The sequence below is a fragment of the Actinomadura sp. WMMB 499 genome (assembly GCF_008824145.1).
Taxonomy (GTDB): Bacteria; Actinomycetota; Actinomycetes; order Streptosporangiales; family Streptosporangiaceae; genus Spirillospora.
Genome location: NZ_CP044407.1, coordinates 4,430,323 through 4,447,580, shown reverse-complemented (window position 1 = coordinate 4,447,580; position 17,258 = coordinate 4,430,323). Strand labels below are relative to the sequence as shown.

Below are 17,258 nucleotides of genomic sequence, written 5' to 3'. Positions count from 1 at the left end.
GGGGACGGACTCCGATGCCGGCGCCGGGAGCTTGAATGCCGAGGTTGTCCCCCTCCTCCGCTGACGCATCCGACCGAAAGCTGGTCAAAGGGCTGAACGACGGCGACGAGTCGGCCCTCGCCGCGCTCTACGACGAGTACGGTGAGCGCCTCTACGACTACGCGCTGTCGATGCTGGGGGACGAGAAGGCCGCGGCGCGGATCGTCCACGACACCTTCATCGACGCGGCCCGCCGCGCGCCGCGCATGCGGCAGCCCATCCACCTCGGCGCCTGGCTGTACGGCGCCGCCCGGCGGCGCTGCGTCCGCCGCGGACGCGTGGAGGACCTGTACTGGGAACGGGACGGCGACTTCGCCGACGCCCCGTTCCTGGAGCCCGCCGAGGATCCCGGCGAGCCGCCGCCCGCGGAGGAGCTGCACGAGCTGCTGCGCGCGTCCCTGGCCCGCCTCGATCCGGTCGACCAGGAGATCGTCCTGCTGGCCTACCGGCACGGCCTCCCGCCCGTCCGGCTCGGTGCGGCGCTCGGGCTGTCGTCGCGCCGCGCGTCCGCCCGGCGGCGGCAGGGCCGGGCCGTGATGGAGGCCGCCCTCGCGGACGAACTGGCCCGCGCCGCCCGCGCCTGCGCGTCCCGTCCGGTCGCCGCGGTGCCCGGCGCGGCGGCGGCCGCCGCGCCCGAGCCGTCCGCCGTCGCCGCGCACGCCGACGGGTGCGCGGACTGCACCCGCCGCGCCCGCGTCCGCGCCACCGCGCTGCTCGCCGCCGCGCCCGCCCCGGTGCTGCCCGCCGCGCTCCGGCACCGCGTCATGCACACCGCGACCGACCCGGAACTCGCGGGGCATCGCGCGGACATCGCCGCGCGCGGCGGTGCCCTCACCCCCGACGGCCTGCCGATCCAGCCGGACGTCCCGTCGCCGTTCACCCGCCGCTGGCTGTTCACCGTCGGCGGCATGGCGGGCGCGCTCGTGGCGGCGCTGGTCGCGGTGGTCGCGATGGGCCCCGGCATCGGCGGCGGCACGCTGTCATGGCCGCCGTTCGGCACCGCGCCGCAGCCGTCGATCACCAGCCCGTCCCCGTCCCCCGGCGGGGACGGCGGCGACCGGCCGTCCGGTTCGGGCGGCGGCTCCGGCGGCGGTCCGGGCGTCGCGCAGCCGCCGATCCACCCGCAGACGCGGCCGGACTCCTCGACGACCCCGCGGTCCCCGTCGCCGAGCCCGCCGGGCTCGACCTCGCCCTCGCCGACGCCGAACCCGCCGGAGGAGAAGGGCGTGCTGGTCGTGAACCCGGCCAAGGTCGAGCTGAAGGGGACGAAGACGGCGAACGTCAGCCTCGCCGCTCAGGACGGCCCGGTGCAGTGGACGGCGATGACCTCGTCCAGCCAGCTCGAGCTGTCGGAGATGCAGGGCGGCATGCCCGAGGACGGCGTCATGAACCTGACGCTCACGCTGCGGACGGCCCTGATCGGGCTGCCCGGCAACGGCAAGCTCACCTTCACCGACTCCGAGGGCTTCCCGCACGTCGTCGAGGTCGAGTGGGGCGTCACCCTCCTCTGACCGGCCCCCGGCCCCGCGCACGGACGGCCGCCGCCGGGGGTCAGCTCTGCGTGGGCTGGTTCCGGACGGTCTCCATCCGGTCGCCGAGGGCCTCCTGGACGCGCGCCTCCATCGCCCGCGCGATGAACGGGTCGACGACCATCTTGACCAGCGGGCGCATGCGGCGCACGACCGCCGCGACGTCGGCGACCTCCTCGCCGCCCGGCACGGCCCGGTCGAGCCGGTCGAACACGTGCTCCTCGACGAGCCCGACGAACCGTCCGGCGATGACCTCGCAGTCGTCCCGGATCTGCGCGGCGATGTCGAGGACGGCGTCCAGCGGGATGCCCGCCGCGACGAGCTCGGCGCCGACGTGCAGCAGCCGCGGGCTCGGGACCCGGTAGCCGTCGCCGTCCGGCTCGATGAGGCCGAGCTCGATCGTCCGCTCGCGGAAGCGCGCGACCTCGTCGTCGTCCAGCCCGGCGCCGAAGATCTCGACCAGCTCGGCGTCGGTGGCGGTGCCCGGGATCTCGTCCGACCACGGGTCGGTCAGCACCTTCTCCAGGCCGAGGACCTCGCCGACGTCCTGGCCGGTCTGCCAGGCGGCCAGCAGCTCCTTGATGATCGCGAGGGTGTAGCCGCGGCCGAGCAGCTTGCCGATCAGCCGGAGCCGGGCGAGGTGCGTGTCGTCGTAGAGGCCGACACGGCCCCGCAGGCGCGGCGGCGGCAGCAGCCCCCGGTCCTGGTAGGCGCGGATGTTGCGGACGGTGCTCCCGCCGGTCCGCGCCAGTTCGTCGATTCGGTACTCGGCCATCCCCACCCGCCGGTGTCGTCCGCCTTGACCGGCGTGATCTTACTCCGCCAGTATCTGTGACATCGAACGATGACAAGGTGGCGCCCATGGCCGAACCCCCCGTGCCGGACGACATCGAGGAGACGCTTCTCGGCGGTCCGCTGCATCTCACCCGGGCGGAGGTCGAGGACGCCGCGGGCCTGTCCGGCGACCTCGCGGTGCGGATCTGGCAGGCGCTCGGCTTCCCCACCCCGCCGGACGACGCCGCCGCGTTCACCGACGGGGACGTGGCGGCGCTCCGCGAGATCCGCGACCTCCTCGACGGCGACCTCGTCGACGAGGAGATGGTGCTGCAGCTCGTCCGGGCCGTCGGGCAGACGATGGGGCGGCTGGCGAGCTGGCTCGGGGACGTCTGGCTGCTGAAGCTGAGCGCGCTGCTGCCACCGGACGAACCGGTCACGGCCGACCTCGTCGTCACGGCGCTCCAGTCGACCGAGGAGCTGCGGCCCGCGTTCGAGCGGCTGCTGCTGCACGGCTGGCGGCGGCAGCTCGCCGCCGCCGGGATGCGCGCCGCGGCGGGCACCGCCGCCGCCCGCACCGACCCGGCGGCCGGGCTCGCCCACCTCGCGGTCGGGTTCGCCGACGTCGTGTCGTTCACCCGGCTGAGCCGCCGGCTGGACGCCGACGAGCTGGCCGCGTTCGTCGAGCGGTTCGAGTCCGCGGCGACGGAGGTGGTCGCGGAGGCGGGCGGCCGGATCGTGAAGACGCTCGGCGACGAGGTGCTGTTCGTGGTCGCCGAACCGGTCGCGGCGGCCGAGGCGGGGCTGCGGCTCGCCGAACGGTTCGCCGCCGAGCCCGGCTTCCCGGACGTCCGGGTCGGCCTCGCCTACGGGGAGGTCGTCCAGCGGCTCGGCGACGTGTTCGGCACCCCCGTCAACCTCGCGGCCCGCCTCACCGCGACCGCGTACCCGGGCGCCGTGCTGATCGACGGCATGCTCGCGGAGTCGCTCGACGGGGCCGTCTCGGCGGATTCGCCGTCCGGGCCCCGGTTCGACGTGTCGGGCCTGCGCCCGCGCCCGCTGCAGGGGCTCGGGCGCGTCCGCCCGCGGCTGCTGCGCCGCCCCCGGAAAGGCTGAACCGGGCCGGGCTCACCCGCCGGACTCAGCCGCCGGCCTCCGCGAGCAGCGGGCGCAGGTTCGCCCGCGCCCACGCCGCGAGCGTCGTCGGCGTCGTGGTGACCACGTCGCGGGCCTGCTCGGGGACGAGATCGCGCGTCCCGGCGGTCATCCCCACGATCCCCTCCACCGCCGTCGGGTGCAGGCCCGCCGCGCGCAGCCCCGAGCGGACGTCGTCGTCCGACCGGGCCTCGAGCCGCACGGGGCGTCCGAGCACGCCGGTGAGCACCTCGGCGACCCGCGTGAACGTGAGGTCCTCCGGTCCGTGGACGGCCTGCACCACGCGGCCCCGCCACGCGTCGTTCAGCAGCCGCGCCGCGACGACGTCGCCGATGTCGCGCGGGTCGACCCACGGCATCGGCGCGTCCGGCGCGAACGACGTGGCGAGCACGCCGCGCCGCAGCCCGTCCAGGTCGAGCATCAGGTTGGTGAAGAAGTAGGCGCAGCGCAGGTGGAGCACGTCGGCGCCGGTCGCGTCGAGCGCCTCCTCGATCCGGGCGAGCCCGTCGATGTGCCCCGCGCCGTGCCGCTTCTCCGCGCCGACGCTGCTCAGCAGCACCACCCGCGCGACATCGCCCGCCCGGACGGCATCCACCAGCCCGGACGCCGTCCGCGCGGACGTCTCGATCGGATCCACGGCGTCGTGCGGGGTCGGATCGACCCAGAACACCGTGCGCGCCCCGGCGGTCGCCTTCCGGACGAACGCGGCGTCCGTCAGGTCGCCGCGCCGCACGTCGACGCGCTCGCGGGTCGGGGCGTCCAGCCGCGCCGGGTCGCGGACGAGCACCCGCGGCCGCACGCCCGCCTGCAGCAGCAGCCGGACGACGCGCGACCCGACGCGCCCGGTCGGGGTGGTGACGGCGACGGTGGTGGTGGCGCTGGTGGTGGCGGCGCTGGTCATCGTGATTCCTCCTCGGTTCCGGCCTCGCCGACCACCGTACGAAGCAAGGAGGTCAGGGTCCGGCCGCTTTGCCGCCGAACGCGCGGAGCGTCGCGTCGACGAGCGCGTCGGCGTACTCGGGGGTGAGCGGCCCCGCCCGGTACAGCCAGCGCTGGGAGAGGGGGGAGTAGAGCATCTCGAGGACCAGGTCGAGGTCGGCGTCCGGGTCGAGCTGCCCGGCGTCCTGCCCGCTGCGCAGCCGCGCCTTCTTCGCCTCGTCCACCGGACCGGCGAGCTGCTCCCGGTACCGCGCGGCGAGCTCCGGATCGGCCAGGATCTCGGCGTTCAGCGCGCGGATCGGCCGCTCGAACTCCGGGTCGGTGAATTCGGCGGCGGTCGCGCGCATGACCGTCTTGAGGTCGGCCTCGAGGTCGCCGGTGTCGGGCAGCGCCATGTCGCCGCCGTCCTCGCTGAGCGCCAGGAACGCGTCGAAGATGACCGCGCCCTTGGACGGCCACCAGCGGTAGATCGTCTGCTTGCCGACGCCCGCGCGCGCGGCGATCGCCTCGATCGAGACCTTCGCGTACCCGACCTCGGAGATCAGCTCGCGCGCGGCGTCCAGGATCGCCCGCCGGGACCGCTCGCTGCGCCGGGCCTGGTTCGGCTTCTTGTCGCTGGGCATGGGCGAAGGCTAGCACGTGGACGAGACGAGACGGTCCGTCTTGACAATCGAGGGTGCGCTGCACATACTCGATGTTGCGAGACGGACCGTCTCGTCTAATGAAGGAGGCCGAATGACCGCCCGAACATGGTTCATCACCGGTGCGAGCCGGGGCCTCGGCCGCGCGTTCACCGAGGCCGCCCTCGCCGCCGGGGACCGCGTCGCGGCCGCCGCCCGCGACCCCGAACCGCTCGCCGACCTCGCCGCGGAGCACCCGGACGGCCTCGTCCGCATCACCCTGGACGTCTCCGACCGCGCGGCCGTGTTCCGCGCGGTCGGCGAGGCGAAGGCGGCCCTCGGACGCCTCGACGTCGTGGTCAACAACGCCGGCGGGATGCTGTACGGGATGGTGGAGGAGGCGACGGAGCAGCAGATCCGGGACCATCTCGACGTCAACTTCTTCGGCGCCGTGTGGGTGTCGCAGGCCGTCGTCCCGCACCTGCGCGAGCAGGGTTCGGGCCGCATCCTGCAGGTCACCTCGATGGGCACCGGCGGCGGCATGGCGTCCGTGGGTTTCTACGGTGCGGGCAAGGCGGCCCTCGACTCGGTCGCCGAGGCCCTCGCGATGGAGGTCGCGCGCTTCGGCGTCAAGGTCACGGTCGTCCAGATGGGCGGCTACGACACCGGGCTGTTCACCCGGGGCACGACGGCGACCGAGCCCGACCCGGCGTACGCGTCGCTGCGCGCCGAACTCGAGGAGATGTGGGGCGACGACGCCGGACCGGACCCGAGCACCGCCGCCCCGGTCATCATGCGGCTGGCCGACCTCCCCGACCCGCCCCGCCGCCTCATCGTCGGGAGCCGGTCGTACGACATCGTCCAGCAGATGGACCGGGAGCGGACCGGCCTGTACCGCGAGTGGGAGGACCTCAGCCGGCTGGCTCCTGGCTGACCTCGGACGCGCCGCCGGGCGCGGCGCCCGGCGCGGCGCCCGGCAGGGACCGGCCCAGGGCCTCCAGCAGGGCGGCGAGCCGCTCCTGGTCCGCCGCCGTGAGCCCCGCCAGCAGCTCGCGCTCGGCGGCGGTGCGCTCGGCGGCCACCCGCACGGCCAGGTCGAGCCCCGCCGCGGTGAGCCGCAGATGGACGATGCGGCGGTCGCCCGCGTCGCGCTCGCGCAGGATCAGGCCCGCCGCCTCCAGCCGGTCCGCGTGCTGGGTGAGCCCGCCGCCGCCCGCCGCCCCGGCCGCCGCGACCTCCCCCATCGTGCGGCGGTGCGGGTCGCCCGCCCGCCGCAGGACGTCGAGGACCTCGAACGCCGCGGCGCTGACGCCGTGCGGCCGCATCGCCCGCTTGACCATCGACTGGTACCGGGCCGTGCAGTCGGTCAGCGCCGCGAAGACGGACCCCGGAAGATCGCCCGCGCCTGCGCCCGCGTTCGCGAGTGGCTCCTCCCGGCCGTCCGCGCCGTCCGGGCCGTCCGGGGTCGGGGCCTCCGGCCCGGCGACGGCCGTGGCGAGGGCGGCGGCCAGTGCGGGGCGCAGCGCGCCGGTCGGGACGGACGGGGCCGGTTCGTGCCCGAACACGTACCGTTCCATGATCACGCCGAACAGGATGCTGCGGATCATCGTGATCCGGACGGACGCGTCCGGCGAGTCGCCGAGCAGCCGGCGCAGCGGCTCGTTGACCTGCTGTTCCAGGATCGTCCGCAGCAGGTCGGCGCTCGGCGGATGGGTGAGCGCGGAGCGGATCAGGGCGGGCCAGGGGTCGTGCGCGGGAAGCCGGTCCCAGCGGTCGAGGTAGGCGCGGGCGAGCGCGCGGGGCAGGCCGGACGGGTCGTCGCCCGCCTCCCGCAGCACCTGCGCGCTGATCCCGGTGCCGCCGCCGACGACCTCGCGGAACAGGCCGTCCTTGCTGCCGAAGTACGCCATGACCAGGCCCGGCGTGACACCGGCCGCGGCGGCGACGGCCCGGATGCCGGTCTCGTGGTAGCCGTGCACGGCGAACAGGCGCCGGGCCGCGTCGAGCACGGCCCGCCGGTTGCCCTCGGGGTCGCGGGCGCGCCCGCGCCGGGACGCCGCACCGTCGGCCCCGTTGTCGGCGCTGTCGTCGGGATGCACCGTCCCAGGTTAGGGCCAGCGCTGTTGAACGCCCGTTTATGAACGTCTGTTCAAGAACATCTCCGCTGTGTGCGGGCAGGCGAGGGTGCAAGTGGCGTCTCAACAGGTATTTTGTCGTCCATCAGGGCGAACCACTTGCCTTCGGCGAAACTTTAGCGTAAATCATCTTAGAGATTAAATGATGGCCGCCCGAGAACCGCCCGACGCCGCCCCGCCGAGAGGACCCCCGGTGTGAAACCCGCCCCGTTCGACTACGCCGCGCCCCGCAGCATCGGGGAAGCGGTCGCCCTGCTCGCCGACCCGGACCGCGACGCGAAGGTGCTGGCCGGCGGGCAGTCGCTGATCCCGATGCTCGGCATGCGGCTCGCCCGGCCCGAGCTGCTGGTCGACGTCACCCGCGTGCCGGGGCTCGACCGCCTGCACGTCGACGGCGCCGGCGCGCTGCACGTCGGCGCGTCCGTCCGGCAGGCGCGGGTCGCCGCCGACCCGGACGTCCGGGCCGGCTGGCCGCTGCTCGCCGACGCGATCGGCCTCATCGGGCACCCGCCGATCCGCCACCGCGGCACCCTGTGCGGCAGCCTCGTGCACCACGATCCCGCCGCCGAGCTGCCCGCCGCCGCCCTCGCGCTGGACGCCCGGCTCGTCGTCGAGGGCCCGCGCGGGCGCCGCACGGTGCCCGCCGCCGAGTTCTTCGTCGCGACCTTCCAGACCGCCGTCGAACCGGACGAACTGCTCGTCGAGGCCGTCTTCGACCGGACGCCCCCGCGCGGCGCGGCCTTCGCGGAGCTGGCCCGCCGGCACGGCGACTTCGCCACCGTCGGCGCCGCCGTCCTCCTCGAACGCGCCGCCGACGGGACCGTCCGGTCCGCCCGGGTCGTGTTCTGCGGCGCCGGGTCCACGCCCGTCCGGCTGCCCGCCGCCGAGGACGCCCTGACCGGGACGGACGCGGGCGAGGCGGCGCTCGCCGCCGCGGCCGCCGCCGTCCACGCGCACCTCGAACCGGGCGACGACGTGCACGCGTCCGCCGAGTACCGCCGCGAGGCCGCCGCCCACCTCCTTGTCCGTGCCTGCACCGAAGCCTGGGAGCGCGCATGAACCGTCCCGCCACCCCGCCGCTGGCCGAACCGTCCGGCTGGCACGACGTCCGGCTCACCGTCAACGGCACCGAGGTCGCCGCGCAGGTCGAGTCGCGGCTGCTGCTCGGCGACCTGCTGCGCGACCGGCTCGGCCTCACCGGCACCCACCTCGGCTGCGAGCACGGCGTGTGCGGCGCCTGCACCGTCCTGGTCGACGGCGAGCCCGTCCGGGCGTGCCTGACGCTGGCCGTGCAGTGCGACGGCGCCGACCTGCGCACCGTCGAGAGCCTCGCGCCCGGCGACGCCCCGCTCACCGGCGTCCAGCGCGCGTTCCACGAGTGCCACGGCATGCAGTGCGGCTTCTGCACGCCCGGTTTCGTCATGACGGCGACCGCGCTCACCGAGCGCGCCGACCGTCCGTCCGACGCCGAGGTCGCCGACGCGCTGAGCGGCCACCTGTGCCGCTGCACCGGCTACCGCAACATCCGCCGCGCCGTCCGGCAGGCGCTCGACGAGCGTTTCGGGGAGTGACCATGACCCGCGAACCCCGCGCCGACGCCTGGATCGGCCGCCCGCTCCCGCGCGTCGAGGACGACCGGCTGCTGCGCGGCGACGGCCGCTACGTCGACGACATCGCGCTGCCGGGCGCCGTCCAGGCCGCCTTCCTGCGCAGCCCGCACGCGCACGCCCGCATCGAGTCGGTCGACGCCGCCGCCGCGCGGTCCGCGCCCGGCGTGCACGCCGTCTGGACGGGCGAGGACGTCGCCGCGCTCCCGCCGCTGCTCAACAAGGAGGAGCTGCGCGTCCCGCCCGGCCTCGCCGAGCTGCTCGACCCGGTGAACCGGCCGACGCCGATGCCGCTGCTCGCCCGCGCCAAGGTGCACTACGTGGGCGAACCCGTCGCGGTCGTCTTCGCCGAGAACCGCTACCTCGCCGAGGACGCCCTCGAACTGATCGACGTCCGGTACGCGCCGCTGCCCGTCGTCGTCGATCCGGACGCGGCGCTCGCCGCCGACGCCCCGCTCGTCCACGACGGCGTCCCCGGCAACACGGCGCTGGCCGTCGAGACCCGCGTCGGCGACCCCGACGGCGCGTTCGCCGGGGCCCACGCCGTGATCGCCGAGGAGTTCGTCGCGCACCGCTACGTCGCCTCCCCCATCGAGACCCGGGCGATCTCCGCGCAGACCGACCCCTTCAGCGGGCACCTCACCGTCTGGTCCGGCACCCAGACCCCGCACCGGCTCCGCGACGCCATCGCGCACACGCTCGGCCTCGACCCCGCGGCCGTCCGGGTCATCGCCGCCGACGTCGGCGGAGGCTTCGGGCAGAAGGGGATCCTGTACGTCGAGGAGCTGCTCGTCCCGCACGCCGCCCGGCTCCTCGGCCGTCCCGTCCTGTGGCGCGAGGACCGCGGCGAGAACCTGACGGCCGCGTCGCACGCCCGCGAGCAGGTGCACCGCATCGAGCTGGCCGCGGACGCCGACGGGCGGCTGCTCGCCGTCCGCGACCGCATCACCGTCAACTTCGGCGCGTACAACATGACCGGCCTGGTCGTCCCGTACAACTCGCTGTGCCACCTGCTCGGCCCCTACCGCGTCCCGAACGTCGACATCGCGGTCGCCGGCGCGCTCACCAACACCACGTTCGCCACCCCGTACCGCGGCGCCGGGCGGCCCGAGGCCGTGTTCGCGATGGAACGCGCCATGGACCGGCTCGCCGTCCGCCTCGGCGTCGAACCCGCCGAGCTGCGCGCCCGCAACCTCGTCGAACCGTCCGCGATGCCGTACGCGACCGGGCTCGTGGACCGTTCCGGCAAGCCGCAGTCCTACGACTCCGGCGACTACCCCGAGCTGCTGCGCCGCGCCGTCGCGAAGGCCGGCCTGCCGGACGTCCGCGCCCTGCGGGAGAGCGGACGGCGCGTCGGCGTCGGGTTCGCGATGTACATCGAGGCGACCGGGCTCGGCCCGTTCGAGACCGCCCGCATCGACGTCGCCCCGAGCGGGCGCGTGCGCCTCGCGATCGGCACGCCGTCCCAGGGGCAGGGGCACCGGACGTCCATGGCGCAGATCGCCGCGGACGCGCTCGGCGTCCCGCCGTCGGAGATCGACGTGGTGGGCGGCGACACGGCGGCCACCCCGTTCGGCGTCGGCACCATCGCCAGCCGCGCCCTCGTCAACGCGGGCAACGCCGCGCACCGGGCGGGCCTGCTGGTCCGGGCCAAGATCCTGGCCGCGGCCGCCCGCCGCCTCGGCGTCCCCGCAGACCGTCTCGACCTGCGCGACGGCGCCGTGCACGGCGGCCCCGAACCGCTCACCCTCGCCGGCCTCGCGGGCCGCGCGCCGTTCGACGACGGCGGCACCGAACTGAGCGAGACCGTGCACTTCCGGCCGCCCGGCTTCGCCGTCGCGGGCGGCGCGCACGCCGCCGTCGTCGAGGTCGACGAGCGCACCGGCGAGATCGAGATCCTGCGGTACGCGGTCGTCCACGACGCCGGGAACATCGTCAACCCGCTGATCGCCGAGGGGCAGATCACCGGCGGCGTCGCCCAGGGCATCGCGGGCGCGCTCTACGAGGAGATGGTCTACGGGCCCGACGGGCAGCCCCGCACCACGACCTACATGGACTACCTCGTCCCCACATCCTCGGAGATACCCGATCTCGACCTCGACGAGCTGTTCACCCCCAGCCCGATGAACGACCTCGGCGTCAAGGGCCTCGGCGAGGGCGGCGCCATCGCGCCGCAGGCCGTCCTCGCGAACGCCGTCGAGGACGCGCTGCGCCCCCTCGGCGTCGTCGTCCGCCGCGGCCCGCTGTCGCCGTCCCGCGTCCGCGCCCTGATCCGCGAAGCCGCCGCCTGACGATTGGAACCCCGATGCGACTCGACCACTCCTTCACCGTCCCCGCGCCGCCCGACCGGGCCTGGCGGCAGTTCCTCGACCTCCGCGCGGTGGCCCCCTGCATGCCCGGCGCCGTCCTGGACGACCTGGACGGCGACACGTTCACCGGCCGCGTCAAGGTGAAGGTCGGCGCCGTGCAGATGAGCTACCGCGGCCAGGGGACCGTCACCCGCCGCGAAGCGGAGCGCACCGTGCTCCTCGACCTGACCGGCACCGAGACCCGCGGTTCCGGGACGGCCGCCGCCACGGTCCGGGCGACGCTGGAGGACGACCCCGCGGGCACGCGCGTCCGCGTCCGCACCGACCTCGACGTGACGGGACGTCCGGCGCAGTTCGGGCGCGGGATCATGGCGGAGGTCGGCGACCGCATCGTGGGCCGGTTCGCCGAGCGGCTCGCGGAGCTGATGAGCACGGCGCCCGCCGCCGAGCCCGTTCCCGCCTCCGAGCCCGCCGCCGGGCCCGCGCCCGCCGCCGCGTCCGATCCCGAGCCGGTCGACCTGGGCGCGGCGGTGCTGCCGTCGCTGCTGCGGCGGGCCGCAGTGCCGGCCGCCGCGCTCGCCGTCGCGGCCGCGGTGCTCCTCGTGCGCCGCCGGCTCACCGGTCCTCGTACTGGCGGCACCGGCCGGTGAAGACGGCGGCCAGTTCCGCCCGGAGGATCGACTCCGTCAGCTCCGCCGCGGTCCGGCCCTCCACCCCGTCCGGATCGCGGTAGACCTGCATCGCCAGCCCCTCGGTGACGGCCGTGAGCCGCACGGCGGCGGCCTGCTCGTCCAGGTCCGGTTCGACCTCCCCGCACTCCTTGCCGTTGTGGACGGCCCGTGCCGCGTCCCGCCGCAGCGCGCGGGCCGTCTCGGCGTCGACGCGGGCGAGTTCGGGGGCGTCCAGGGCGCGGCCCGCGAACGCCCGCGCCACCCGGAACTCGGTGCGGCGCGTCTCGTCCAGCGGGACCAGTTCGGCCAGCGCCTCCGCCAGGATGCCGGCGATGGGCCGCCGGTGCTGCGCGCCCTCCCGCGCGTGCCGCTCGATCCGCTCCCGGATGTGCGTGCTCACCTGCGTGAACGCGTGCAGCAGCATGTCGTCCTTCGTCCGGAAGTAGTGCTGCACCAGCCCGACGGAGATGCCCGCGGCGGCGGCCGTGCGGGCGACGGTCACGGCGTCGAGGCCGTGTTCGGAGATCAGCGCGCAGACGGCGAGCCCGATCTGCCGCCTGCGGGCGTCGTGGTCGGCGATCCTCGGCACTTGCTTACCGTATCAGCGTACGGTAAAAAACCGTATGCCCATACGGTTATCGAGGGAGCCCCCACCATGCGCACGATCGCCGCGGCACTGGCCGTCCTCTGCACGCTGGCCGCCACGCCCGCCGTCGCGGCCCCGTCGACCGCCCTGCCCGCCGCCCCGTCCGGGCCGTACGCCGAACTCGACGCCTACGTCCGCGACCGCATGCGGGAGACCGGCGTGCCCGGCCTCTCCTACGCCGTCGTCGGCCCGGACGGCCCGGTCCACCGGCGCGCGTGGGGCACCGACGGCCGCGGCGACCCCGTCACCCCCGCGACCCCGTTCCTCTGGGGCTCGCTCGCCAAGCCCGCCACCGCGACCGGCGTCATGACCCTCGTGGAGTCCGGCCGCCTCGGCCTGGACGACCGCGTCGCCGAGCACGTCCCGGAGTTCGGGTTCGCGCCGGGGGCGACCGTCCGGCATCTCCTCGGCCAGACCTCCGGCCTCCCGGCGGAGGCGACGTTCGAGGTCGCCGACTGCCACGCCGCCGACTGCCCCCGCCCCGCCGGACGCCTCGGCGCCCTCGACGGCGTCGAACCGCTCGGACCGCCCGGCACCGAGTACGCCTACACGAGCGCGAACTACGTCGCCCTGGCCGCGGTGGTCGAATCGGTCACCGGACGCCCCTTCGCCGACTTCATGCACGAAGCGGTGTTCGACCCCATCGGCATGGACGGCGCGATAGCCGACGCGGAGTCGGCCCGGAAACTGCCTCCGGGCCACCAACTCCTCTGGGGCTTCCCCACGGCGACGAAGAAGTACGACCCGCACGGTGCCGCCTACGGCTACCTGGGCGGTGACCTACACGACTTGACCGCGTTCGCATCTGCCCAGCTACGCGGAACCGTCCTCAAGCCCGAATCCCTACGGCTGATGCGTCAAGAGTCCAAGGCCGGGACCGGCTACGGCCTGGGCTGGCGCGTAGGCGGACTGGACGGACCCCTGCAGAACGCCGTCTGGCACACGGGCGGGGTCCCCGGTTACTCCGCGATGATCTTCCTGCTGCCGGAGCGCGGCATCGGGCTCGTCCTCCAGCAGAACATGTACGCCCTCCTGCAGGACGGCGCGGTCATGGAGAGCGGCTTCGGCGCGGCCCGCCTCCTCGCGGGCGGCGAACCGGGCGACGCGCCGTCCGCGGCCGTCCACCACGCCACCGTCTGGGGCGTCACCGCCCTCGCCCTCGCGCTCCTCCTCGCGGCCGCCCGCTCGGTCGCCGTCGTCCGCCGCCCGGCCCGGCCGCCGGTGACCCTCGCGTGGTGCGCCGCCGGGCTCGTCCCGTGGGGGCTCGCGGCGGCCGTCCAGTCCGTGATGGGGGTGCGGCACCTGTGGTCCTGGGTGCCGGACGCCGCGCTCGCGCTCGGCGCCGCCGTCCTCGCGGGCACCGCGACCATGGCCGTCCGGCTCGTCGCCCTGGGCAAACGTTCAGGGCCGCCAGACCGGACGGTCTGACGGCCCTGGCGGGCGGGTCCATGCTCAGCCCTTGTCGAAGGTGCGCTTGGCCCACAGGTAGGAGAGGACGGCGATGCCCGCGCACCACGCCAAGGCGATCGCGGCGCTGTCGCCGATCGGGGTGCCGAGCAGCAGCCCGCGGACGGTCTCCATGATCGGGGTGAACGGCTGGTACTCGGCGAACCAGCGGATCGCGGTGGGCATGGAGTCGGTGGGGACGAAGCCGCTGCCGAGGAACGGCAGCAGGATCAGCGGCATCGGGGCGTTGCTGGCGGCCTCGGGGGTCGGGGACTTCAGGCCGAGCGCGACCGACAGCCAGGTGATGGCCAGGACGAACAGGGTCAGCAGGCCCGCGGCGGCCAGCCACTCCACGGCGGTCGCGTTCGGTCCGAAGCCGATGGCGAGCGCGACGCCGATGATGGCGGCCATGCCGAGCAGCTGCTGGACGACGCTGCCGACGACGTGCCCGGTGAGGACCGAGGCCCGGGAGATCCGCATGGTGCGGAAGCGGGCGATGATCCCTTCGGTCATGTCGTTCGCGACCATCACCGCGGTTCCGGTCGCGGCGGTGACGACCGCCATGAGCAGGATGCCCGGGACGACGTAGTCGACGTAGGTGTCGCGCCCGCCGCCGCCGATGCCCGCGCCCAGGGTGCCGCCGAAGACGTACACGAAGACGACCAGGAGGACGATCGGCGTCACGATCAGCTGCACGGTCATGGAGGGGTAGCGGAGCAGCCGCTTGAGCTGGCGGCGGGTCATCGTGGCGGAGTCGCGCGCGGCGAGGGTGAGGGAGTTCATCGGGTGGCCTCCTGCTTCTGGCCGGTGAGGGTGAGGAAGACGTCGTCGAGGTCGGGGGTGTGGACGCTCAGCTCGGCGATCTCGATCGAGCGCTCGTCCAGGAGGGTGAGCAGCTCGCGGATCGCGCGGACGCTGCCGTCGCTCGGCACCTGGAGGGTGAGCGCCGCCTCGTCGGCGGCGCCGGCGCCGACGGCGTCGCGGGCCGCGGCGAGCAGCCGCGCGTCGCCGAAGGCGAGTTCGATGTGCCCGCCGGGGATGAGCCGCTTGAGCTCCTCGGCGGTGCCCTCGGCGATCAGCCGCCCGTGGTCGAGGACCGCGATCCGGTCGGCGAGCTCGTCCGCCTCCTCCAGGTACTGGGTGGTGAGGAAGATGGTGACGCCGCCGCCCACGAGCTCCCGGACGATCTGCCACATCGAGCGGCGGCTGCGCGGGTCGAGCCCGGTGGTGGGCTCGTCCAGGAAGATCAGCCGGGGGTCGCCGACCAGCGTCATCGCCAGGTCGAGCCGGCGCTGCATGCCGCCCGAGTAGGTGGACGCCGGCTTGCGCGCCGCCTCGACCAGGTCGAAGCGCTCCAGCAGCTCCGCGGCCTTCCGCTTGCCCTCCTTCCGCGACAGGTGCTTGAGGTCCGCCATGAGGAGCAGGTTCTCCTCGCCGGAGAGCAGCTTGTCGACCGCCGAGTACTGGCCGGTGACGCCGATCGCCCCCCGCACGTCGTCCGGGCTGCGGGCCAGGTCGTGTCCGGCGACCTGGACGGTCCCGCCGTCGGCCCGGGTCAGGGTGGACAGGATCTGGACGGTCGTGGTCTTGCCCGCGCCGTTCGGGCCGAGCAGGGAGAAGATCGTTCCTTCGGGGACGTCGAGGTCGATGCCGTCGAGCACGGTCTTGTCGCCGTAGGACTTGCGCAGCCCGTGCGCCGTGATGGCCGAGTTCGTCATGGTCGTGCTCCTCAGAGGCTGCGGGCGACGATGTCGCCGTAGGCGGTGGTGGCGCGGATCTCGAGGTCGGCCGTGCCGTCGTTCTTGAGGCCGTTGCTGATGCGGCCGTGGTCGGTGCCGGCGTCCAGGGAGGCCGAGACGCCGGGGGCGGCGCCGACCGTGATCTGACCGGCCTGGGTGCGTAGCACGACGGTGCCGCTCGTGGCCTGGGCGACGGTGATGTCGCCCTTGGTGGTGCTGATCTCGGCGGGCCCGCCCAGGCGCCCGATCTCGACGTCGCCGGCGTGGGTGGCGAGCCGGACGCTCGCGGCCTCGTCGACCTTGACCCGGCCCTGCGCGCCGGTGAAGTCGAGGTCGCCGAGCCGTCCGACGCCGCGGAAGTCCGCGGCGGCGACCTTGGCGTCCACGCTGGAGCCGGCGGGCAGTTGCACGGTGACCTCGATGGAGCCGGAGGGGCCGAGGTACTGGTTCTTCGCCGCGGTCTCGATCCGCAGGACGCCGTCGCGGTAGTCGACCGTGGTCTGCTCGGCGGCCTTGGTGTCCCGGCCCTTCGCGGGGTTCGCGGGCCGGACCTCGACGGCGGTGTCGGTGCGGTCGGCGGCGATCACCTGGACGCGTCCGGCGGGGACGTCCAGGACGGCGCTGATCGGGGCGGGGGTGTCGAACGTCCGCATCGTGCTCTCCTTGCACTCGCTGTTTCCGATGACGCAAACGCTACGTTGCATTCAAAGTTTGGGCAACATACTTGTTGCACTTGAACGTGAATTTAGCAGGTCAGAAGCCTAATATCGTTGCAACGGTCTCGCATCTAACGCAACAGAGGATCTGTGTGCGTTGCAATAGAATGGAGTCGAACGCTATGCTGGGCCGGGTAAGGGGCACCGAGCGGAGAGAGGGAACGCGATGCCGGGAGGCAGGCTCACCCAGCAGGAACGCCAGCAGATCGCGCTGGGACTGGCCGACGGCCTCGCCTATGCCGAGATCGCCAGGCGCGTCGACCGTCCGACCTCGACGATCACGCGCGAGGTGATGCGCAACGGCGGCCCCACCGGATACCGCGCCGACCTGGCGCAGCGCGCCACCGACCGGCGCGCCCACCGGCGCCGGCAGGCCGCCCCCCGGACCCCCGAGGCCGTCCCCCAGCCGCACGGGCGCGACGCCGAGGCCGTGCGCGAGTACCAGGAGACGTTCACGACCGTCCTCATGGCCTCGGGCATGCCCGCGATGATGTCCCGCGTGATGGTCTGCCTCACCATGACCGACTCCGGCAGCCTCACCGCGTCCGAGCTCGTCCAGCGCCTCCAGGTCAGCCCGGCGTCGGTCTCCAAGGCGATCGCCTACCTGGACGACCAGGCCTTCATCCGCCGGGAACGCGACGAGCGCCGCCGCGAGCGCTACGTCGTCGACGACGACGTCTGGTACCAGTCGATGCTCGCCAGCGCCCGGTCCATCGGCCAGGTCGGCGACATCGCGCGCCAGGGCGCCGGCGTCCTCGGCACCGGCACCCCGGCCGCCGCCCGCCTGGAGAGCATCGCCCGCTTCCTCGACTTCGTGTCCGAGAGCACCGCCCGCAGCGCCGAGCAGGCCCGCGAGATCCTCCACACGAAACCCGAACCCCCCGAGCCCGGATCCGGAGAACCCGTCGACTGATCCCGAGAGCCGGGGGACTC

At 74.6% G+C, this 17,258-nt stretch carries 17 protein-coding genes; 9 read left to right on the top strand and 8 right to left on the bottom strand.

Features of this window, described 5'->3' with window-relative positions; all coding sequences use genetic code 11:
- Positions 1-35: 35 nt before the first annotated feature.
- On the top strand, positions 36-1,550 hold the full coding sequence (locus F7P10_RS19515; protein WP_151010800.1) for an RNA polymerase sigma factor: 1,515 nt from the start codon (positions 36-38) through the stop codon (positions 1,548-1,550).
- A 40-nt stretch (positions 1,551-1,590) separates the two neighbouring features.
- Here the strand turns inward: F7P10_RS19515 and F7P10_RS19510 are convergent, their stop codons facing one another.
- The gene (locus tag F7P10_RS19510) at positions 1,591-2,343 is read right to left on the bottom strand and encodes a MerR family transcriptional regulator (protein ID WP_151010798.1); all 753 of its coding nucleotides are present in this window, start codon (positions 2,341-2,343) and stop codon (positions 1,591-1,593) included.
- A gap of 86 nt (positions 2,344-2,429) precedes the next feature.
- On the opposite strand from F7P10_RS19510, the gene F7P10_RS19505 reads away from it, so the two are divergent.
- Positions 2,430-3,458, top strand: coding sequence for an adenylate/guanylate cyclase domain-containing protein (locus F7P10_RS19505; RefSeq protein WP_151010796.1), 1,029 nt, complete (start codon positions 2,430-2,432; stop codon positions 3,456-3,458).
- A gap of 25 nt (positions 3,459-3,483) precedes the next feature.
- Here the strand turns inward: F7P10_RS19505 and F7P10_RS19500 are convergent, their stop codons facing one another.
- Positions 3,484-4,398, bottom strand: a complete 915-nt coding sequence (locus tag F7P10_RS19500; RefSeq protein ID WP_151010794.1) for an NAD(P)H-binding protein — start codon at positions 4,396-4,398, stop codon at positions 3,484-3,486.
- Between the two features lie 52 nt (positions 4,399-4,450).
- Positions 4,451-5,059, bottom strand: coding sequence for a TetR/AcrR family transcriptional regulator (locus F7P10_RS19495; protein WP_151010792.1), 609 nt, complete (start codon positions 5,057-5,059; stop codon positions 4,451-4,453).
- Between the two features lie 112 nt (positions 5,060-5,171).
- Here F7P10_RS19495 and F7P10_RS19490 point away from each other — a divergent pair, with 112 nt between their 5' ends.
- Entirely contained in the window at positions 5,172-5,990 is an 819-nt protein-coding gene (locus F7P10_RS19490; protein ID WP_151010790.1) for an SDR family NAD(P)-dependent oxidoreductase, read from the top strand.
- On the opposite strand, the gene F7P10_RS19485 is transcribed toward F7P10_RS19490, so the two are convergent.
- On the bottom strand, positions 5,968-7,155 hold the full coding sequence (locus F7P10_RS19485; RefSeq protein WP_151010788.1) for a TetR family transcriptional regulator: 1,188 nt from the start codon (positions 7,153-7,155) through the stop codon (positions 5,968-5,970). The two genes, F7P10_RS19490 and F7P10_RS19485, sit on opposite strands and share 23 nt — an antisense overlap.
- Positions 7,156-7,386: 231 nt before the next feature.
- On the opposite strand from F7P10_RS19485, the gene F7P10_RS19480 reads away from it, so the two are divergent.
- The 4 genes from F7P10_RS19480 to F7P10_RS19465 are packed head-to-tail and all read left to right on the top strand — an operon-like array spanning position 7,387 to position 11,757.
- Entirely contained in the window at positions 7,387-8,250 is an 864-nt protein-coding gene (locus tag F7P10_RS19480; protein ID WP_151010786.1) for a xanthine dehydrogenase family protein subunit M, read from the top strand.
- Positions 8,247-8,762, top strand: a complete 516-nt coding sequence (locus F7P10_RS19475; protein WP_151010784.1) for a (2Fe-2S)-binding protein — start codon at positions 8,247-8,249, stop codon at positions 8,760-8,762. Before F7P10_RS19480 ends, F7P10_RS19475 begins: the two co-directional genes overlap by 4 nt.
- Before the next feature lie 2 nt (positions 8,763-8,764).
- On the top strand, positions 8,765-11,089 hold the full coding sequence (locus F7P10_RS19470) for a xanthine dehydrogenase family protein molybdopterin-binding subunit (protein ID WP_151010782.1): 2,325 nt from the start codon (positions 8,765-8,767) through the stop codon (positions 11,087-11,089).
- 14 nt (positions 11,090-11,103) lie between these two features.
- The gene (locus F7P10_RS19465; protein ID WP_151010781.1) at positions 11,104-11,757 is read left to right on the top strand and encodes an SRPBCC family protein; all 654 of its coding nucleotides are present in this window, start codon (positions 11,104-11,106) and stop codon (positions 11,755-11,757) included.
- On the opposite strand, the gene F7P10_RS19460 is transcribed toward F7P10_RS19465, so the two are convergent.
- A complete protein-coding gene (locus F7P10_RS19460) occupies positions 11,723-12,367 on the bottom strand; it encodes a TetR/AcrR family transcriptional regulator (RefSeq protein WP_151010779.1) in 645 nt (214 codons plus the stop codon). The two genes, F7P10_RS19465 and F7P10_RS19460, sit on opposite strands and share 35 nt — an antisense overlap.
- Before the next feature lie 66 nt (positions 12,368-12,433).
- Here F7P10_RS19460 and F7P10_RS19455 point away from each other — a divergent pair, with 66 nt between their 5' ends.
- Positions 12,434-13,852 carry a serine hydrolase gene (locus tag F7P10_RS19455; RefSeq protein WP_151010777.1) on the top strand — a complete coding sequence of 473 codons (1,419 nt, stop codon included), beginning with the start codon at positions 12,434-12,436 and terminating at the stop codon, positions 13,850-13,852.
- A 24-nt stretch (positions 13,853-13,876) separates the two neighbouring features.
- Here F7P10_RS19455 and F7P10_RS19450 read toward each other — a convergent pair whose 3' ends face one another.
- The 3 genes from F7P10_RS19450 to F7P10_RS19440 are packed head-to-tail and all read right to left on the bottom strand — an operon-like array spanning position 13,877 to position 16,262.
- Positions 13,877-14,653 carry an ABC transporter permease gene (locus F7P10_RS19450; RefSeq protein ID WP_151010775.1) on the bottom strand — a complete coding sequence of 259 codons (777 nt, stop codon included), beginning with the start codon at positions 14,651-14,653 and terminating at the stop codon, positions 13,877-13,879.
- Positions 14,650-15,588 carry an ATP-binding cassette domain-containing protein gene (locus F7P10_RS19445; protein ID WP_151010773.1) on the bottom strand — a complete coding sequence of 313 codons (939 nt, stop codon included), beginning with the start codon at positions 15,586-15,588 and terminating at the stop codon, positions 14,650-14,652. Before F7P10_RS19445 ends, F7P10_RS19450 begins: the two co-directional genes overlap by 4 nt.
- Before the next feature lie 11 nt (positions 15,589-15,599).
- Positions 15,600-16,262 carry a DUF4097 family beta strand repeat-containing protein gene (locus F7P10_RS19440; protein ID WP_151010771.1) on the bottom strand — a complete coding sequence of 221 codons (663 nt, stop codon included), beginning with the start codon at positions 16,260-16,262 and terminating at the stop codon, positions 15,600-15,602.
- A gap of 229 nt (positions 16,263-16,491) precedes the next feature.
- Here F7P10_RS19440 and F7P10_RS19435 point away from each other — a divergent pair, with 229 nt between their 5' ends.
- Positions 16,492-17,238, top strand: a complete 747-nt coding sequence (locus tag F7P10_RS19435) for a helix-turn-helix domain-containing protein (RefSeq protein ID WP_151010769.1) — start codon at positions 16,492-16,494, stop codon at positions 17,236-17,238.
- The last annotated feature ends 20 nt before the right edge of the window (positions 17,239-17,258 follow it).

Coding starts and splice junctions, on each gene's coding strand:
- F7P10_RS19470 (WP_151010782.1), top strand. CDS start 8,765: ATGACCCGCGAACCCCGCGCCGACGCCTGGATCGGCCGCCCGCTCCCG.
- F7P10_RS19435 (WP_151010769.1), top strand. CDS start 16,492: ATGCCGGGAGGCAGGCTCACCCAGCAGGAACGCCAGCAGATCGCGCTG.
- F7P10_RS19505 (WP_151010796.1), top strand. CDS start 2,430: ATGGCCGAACCCCCCGTGCCGGACGACATCGAGGAGACGCTTCTCGGC.
- F7P10_RS19510 (WP_151010798.1), bottom strand. CDS start 2,343: ATGGCCGAGTACCGAATCGACGAACTGGCGCGGACCGGCGGGAGCACC.
- F7P10_RS19465 (WP_151010781.1), top strand. CDS start 11,104: ATGCGACTCGACCACTCCTTCACCGTCCCCGCGCCGCCCGACCGGGCC.
- F7P10_RS19450 (WP_151010775.1), bottom strand. CDS start 14,653: ATGAACTCCCTCACCCTCGCCGCGCGCGACTCCGCCACGATGACCCGC.
- F7P10_RS19500 (WP_151010794.1), bottom strand. CDS start 4,398: ATGACCAGCGCCGCCACCACCAGCGCCACCACCACCGTCGCCGTCACC.
- F7P10_RS19490 (WP_151010790.1), top strand. CDS start 5,172: ATGACCGCCCGAACATGGTTCATCACCGGTGCGAGCCGGGGCCTCGGC.
- F7P10_RS19455 (WP_151010777.1), top strand. CDS start 12,434: ATGCGCACGATCGCCGCGGCACTGGCCGTCCTCTGCACGCTGGCCGCC.
- F7P10_RS19445 (WP_151010773.1), bottom strand. CDS start 15,588: ATGACGAACTCGGCCATCACGGCGCACGGGCTGCGCAAGTCCTACGGC.
- F7P10_RS19495 (WP_151010792.1), bottom strand. CDS start 5,059: ATGCCCAGCGACAAGAAGCCGAACCAGGCCCGGCGCAGCGAGCGGTCC.
- F7P10_RS19440 (WP_151010771.1), bottom strand. CDS start 16,262: ATGCGGACGTTCGACACCCCCGCCCCGATCAGCGCCGTCCTGGACGTC.
- F7P10_RS19475 (WP_151010784.1), top strand. CDS start 8,247: ATGAACCGTCCCGCCACCCCGCCGCTGGCCGAACCGTCCGGCTGGCAC.
- F7P10_RS19515 (WP_151010800.1), top strand. CDS start 36: ATGCCGAGGTTGTCCCCCTCCTCCGCTGACGCATCCGACCGAAAGCTG.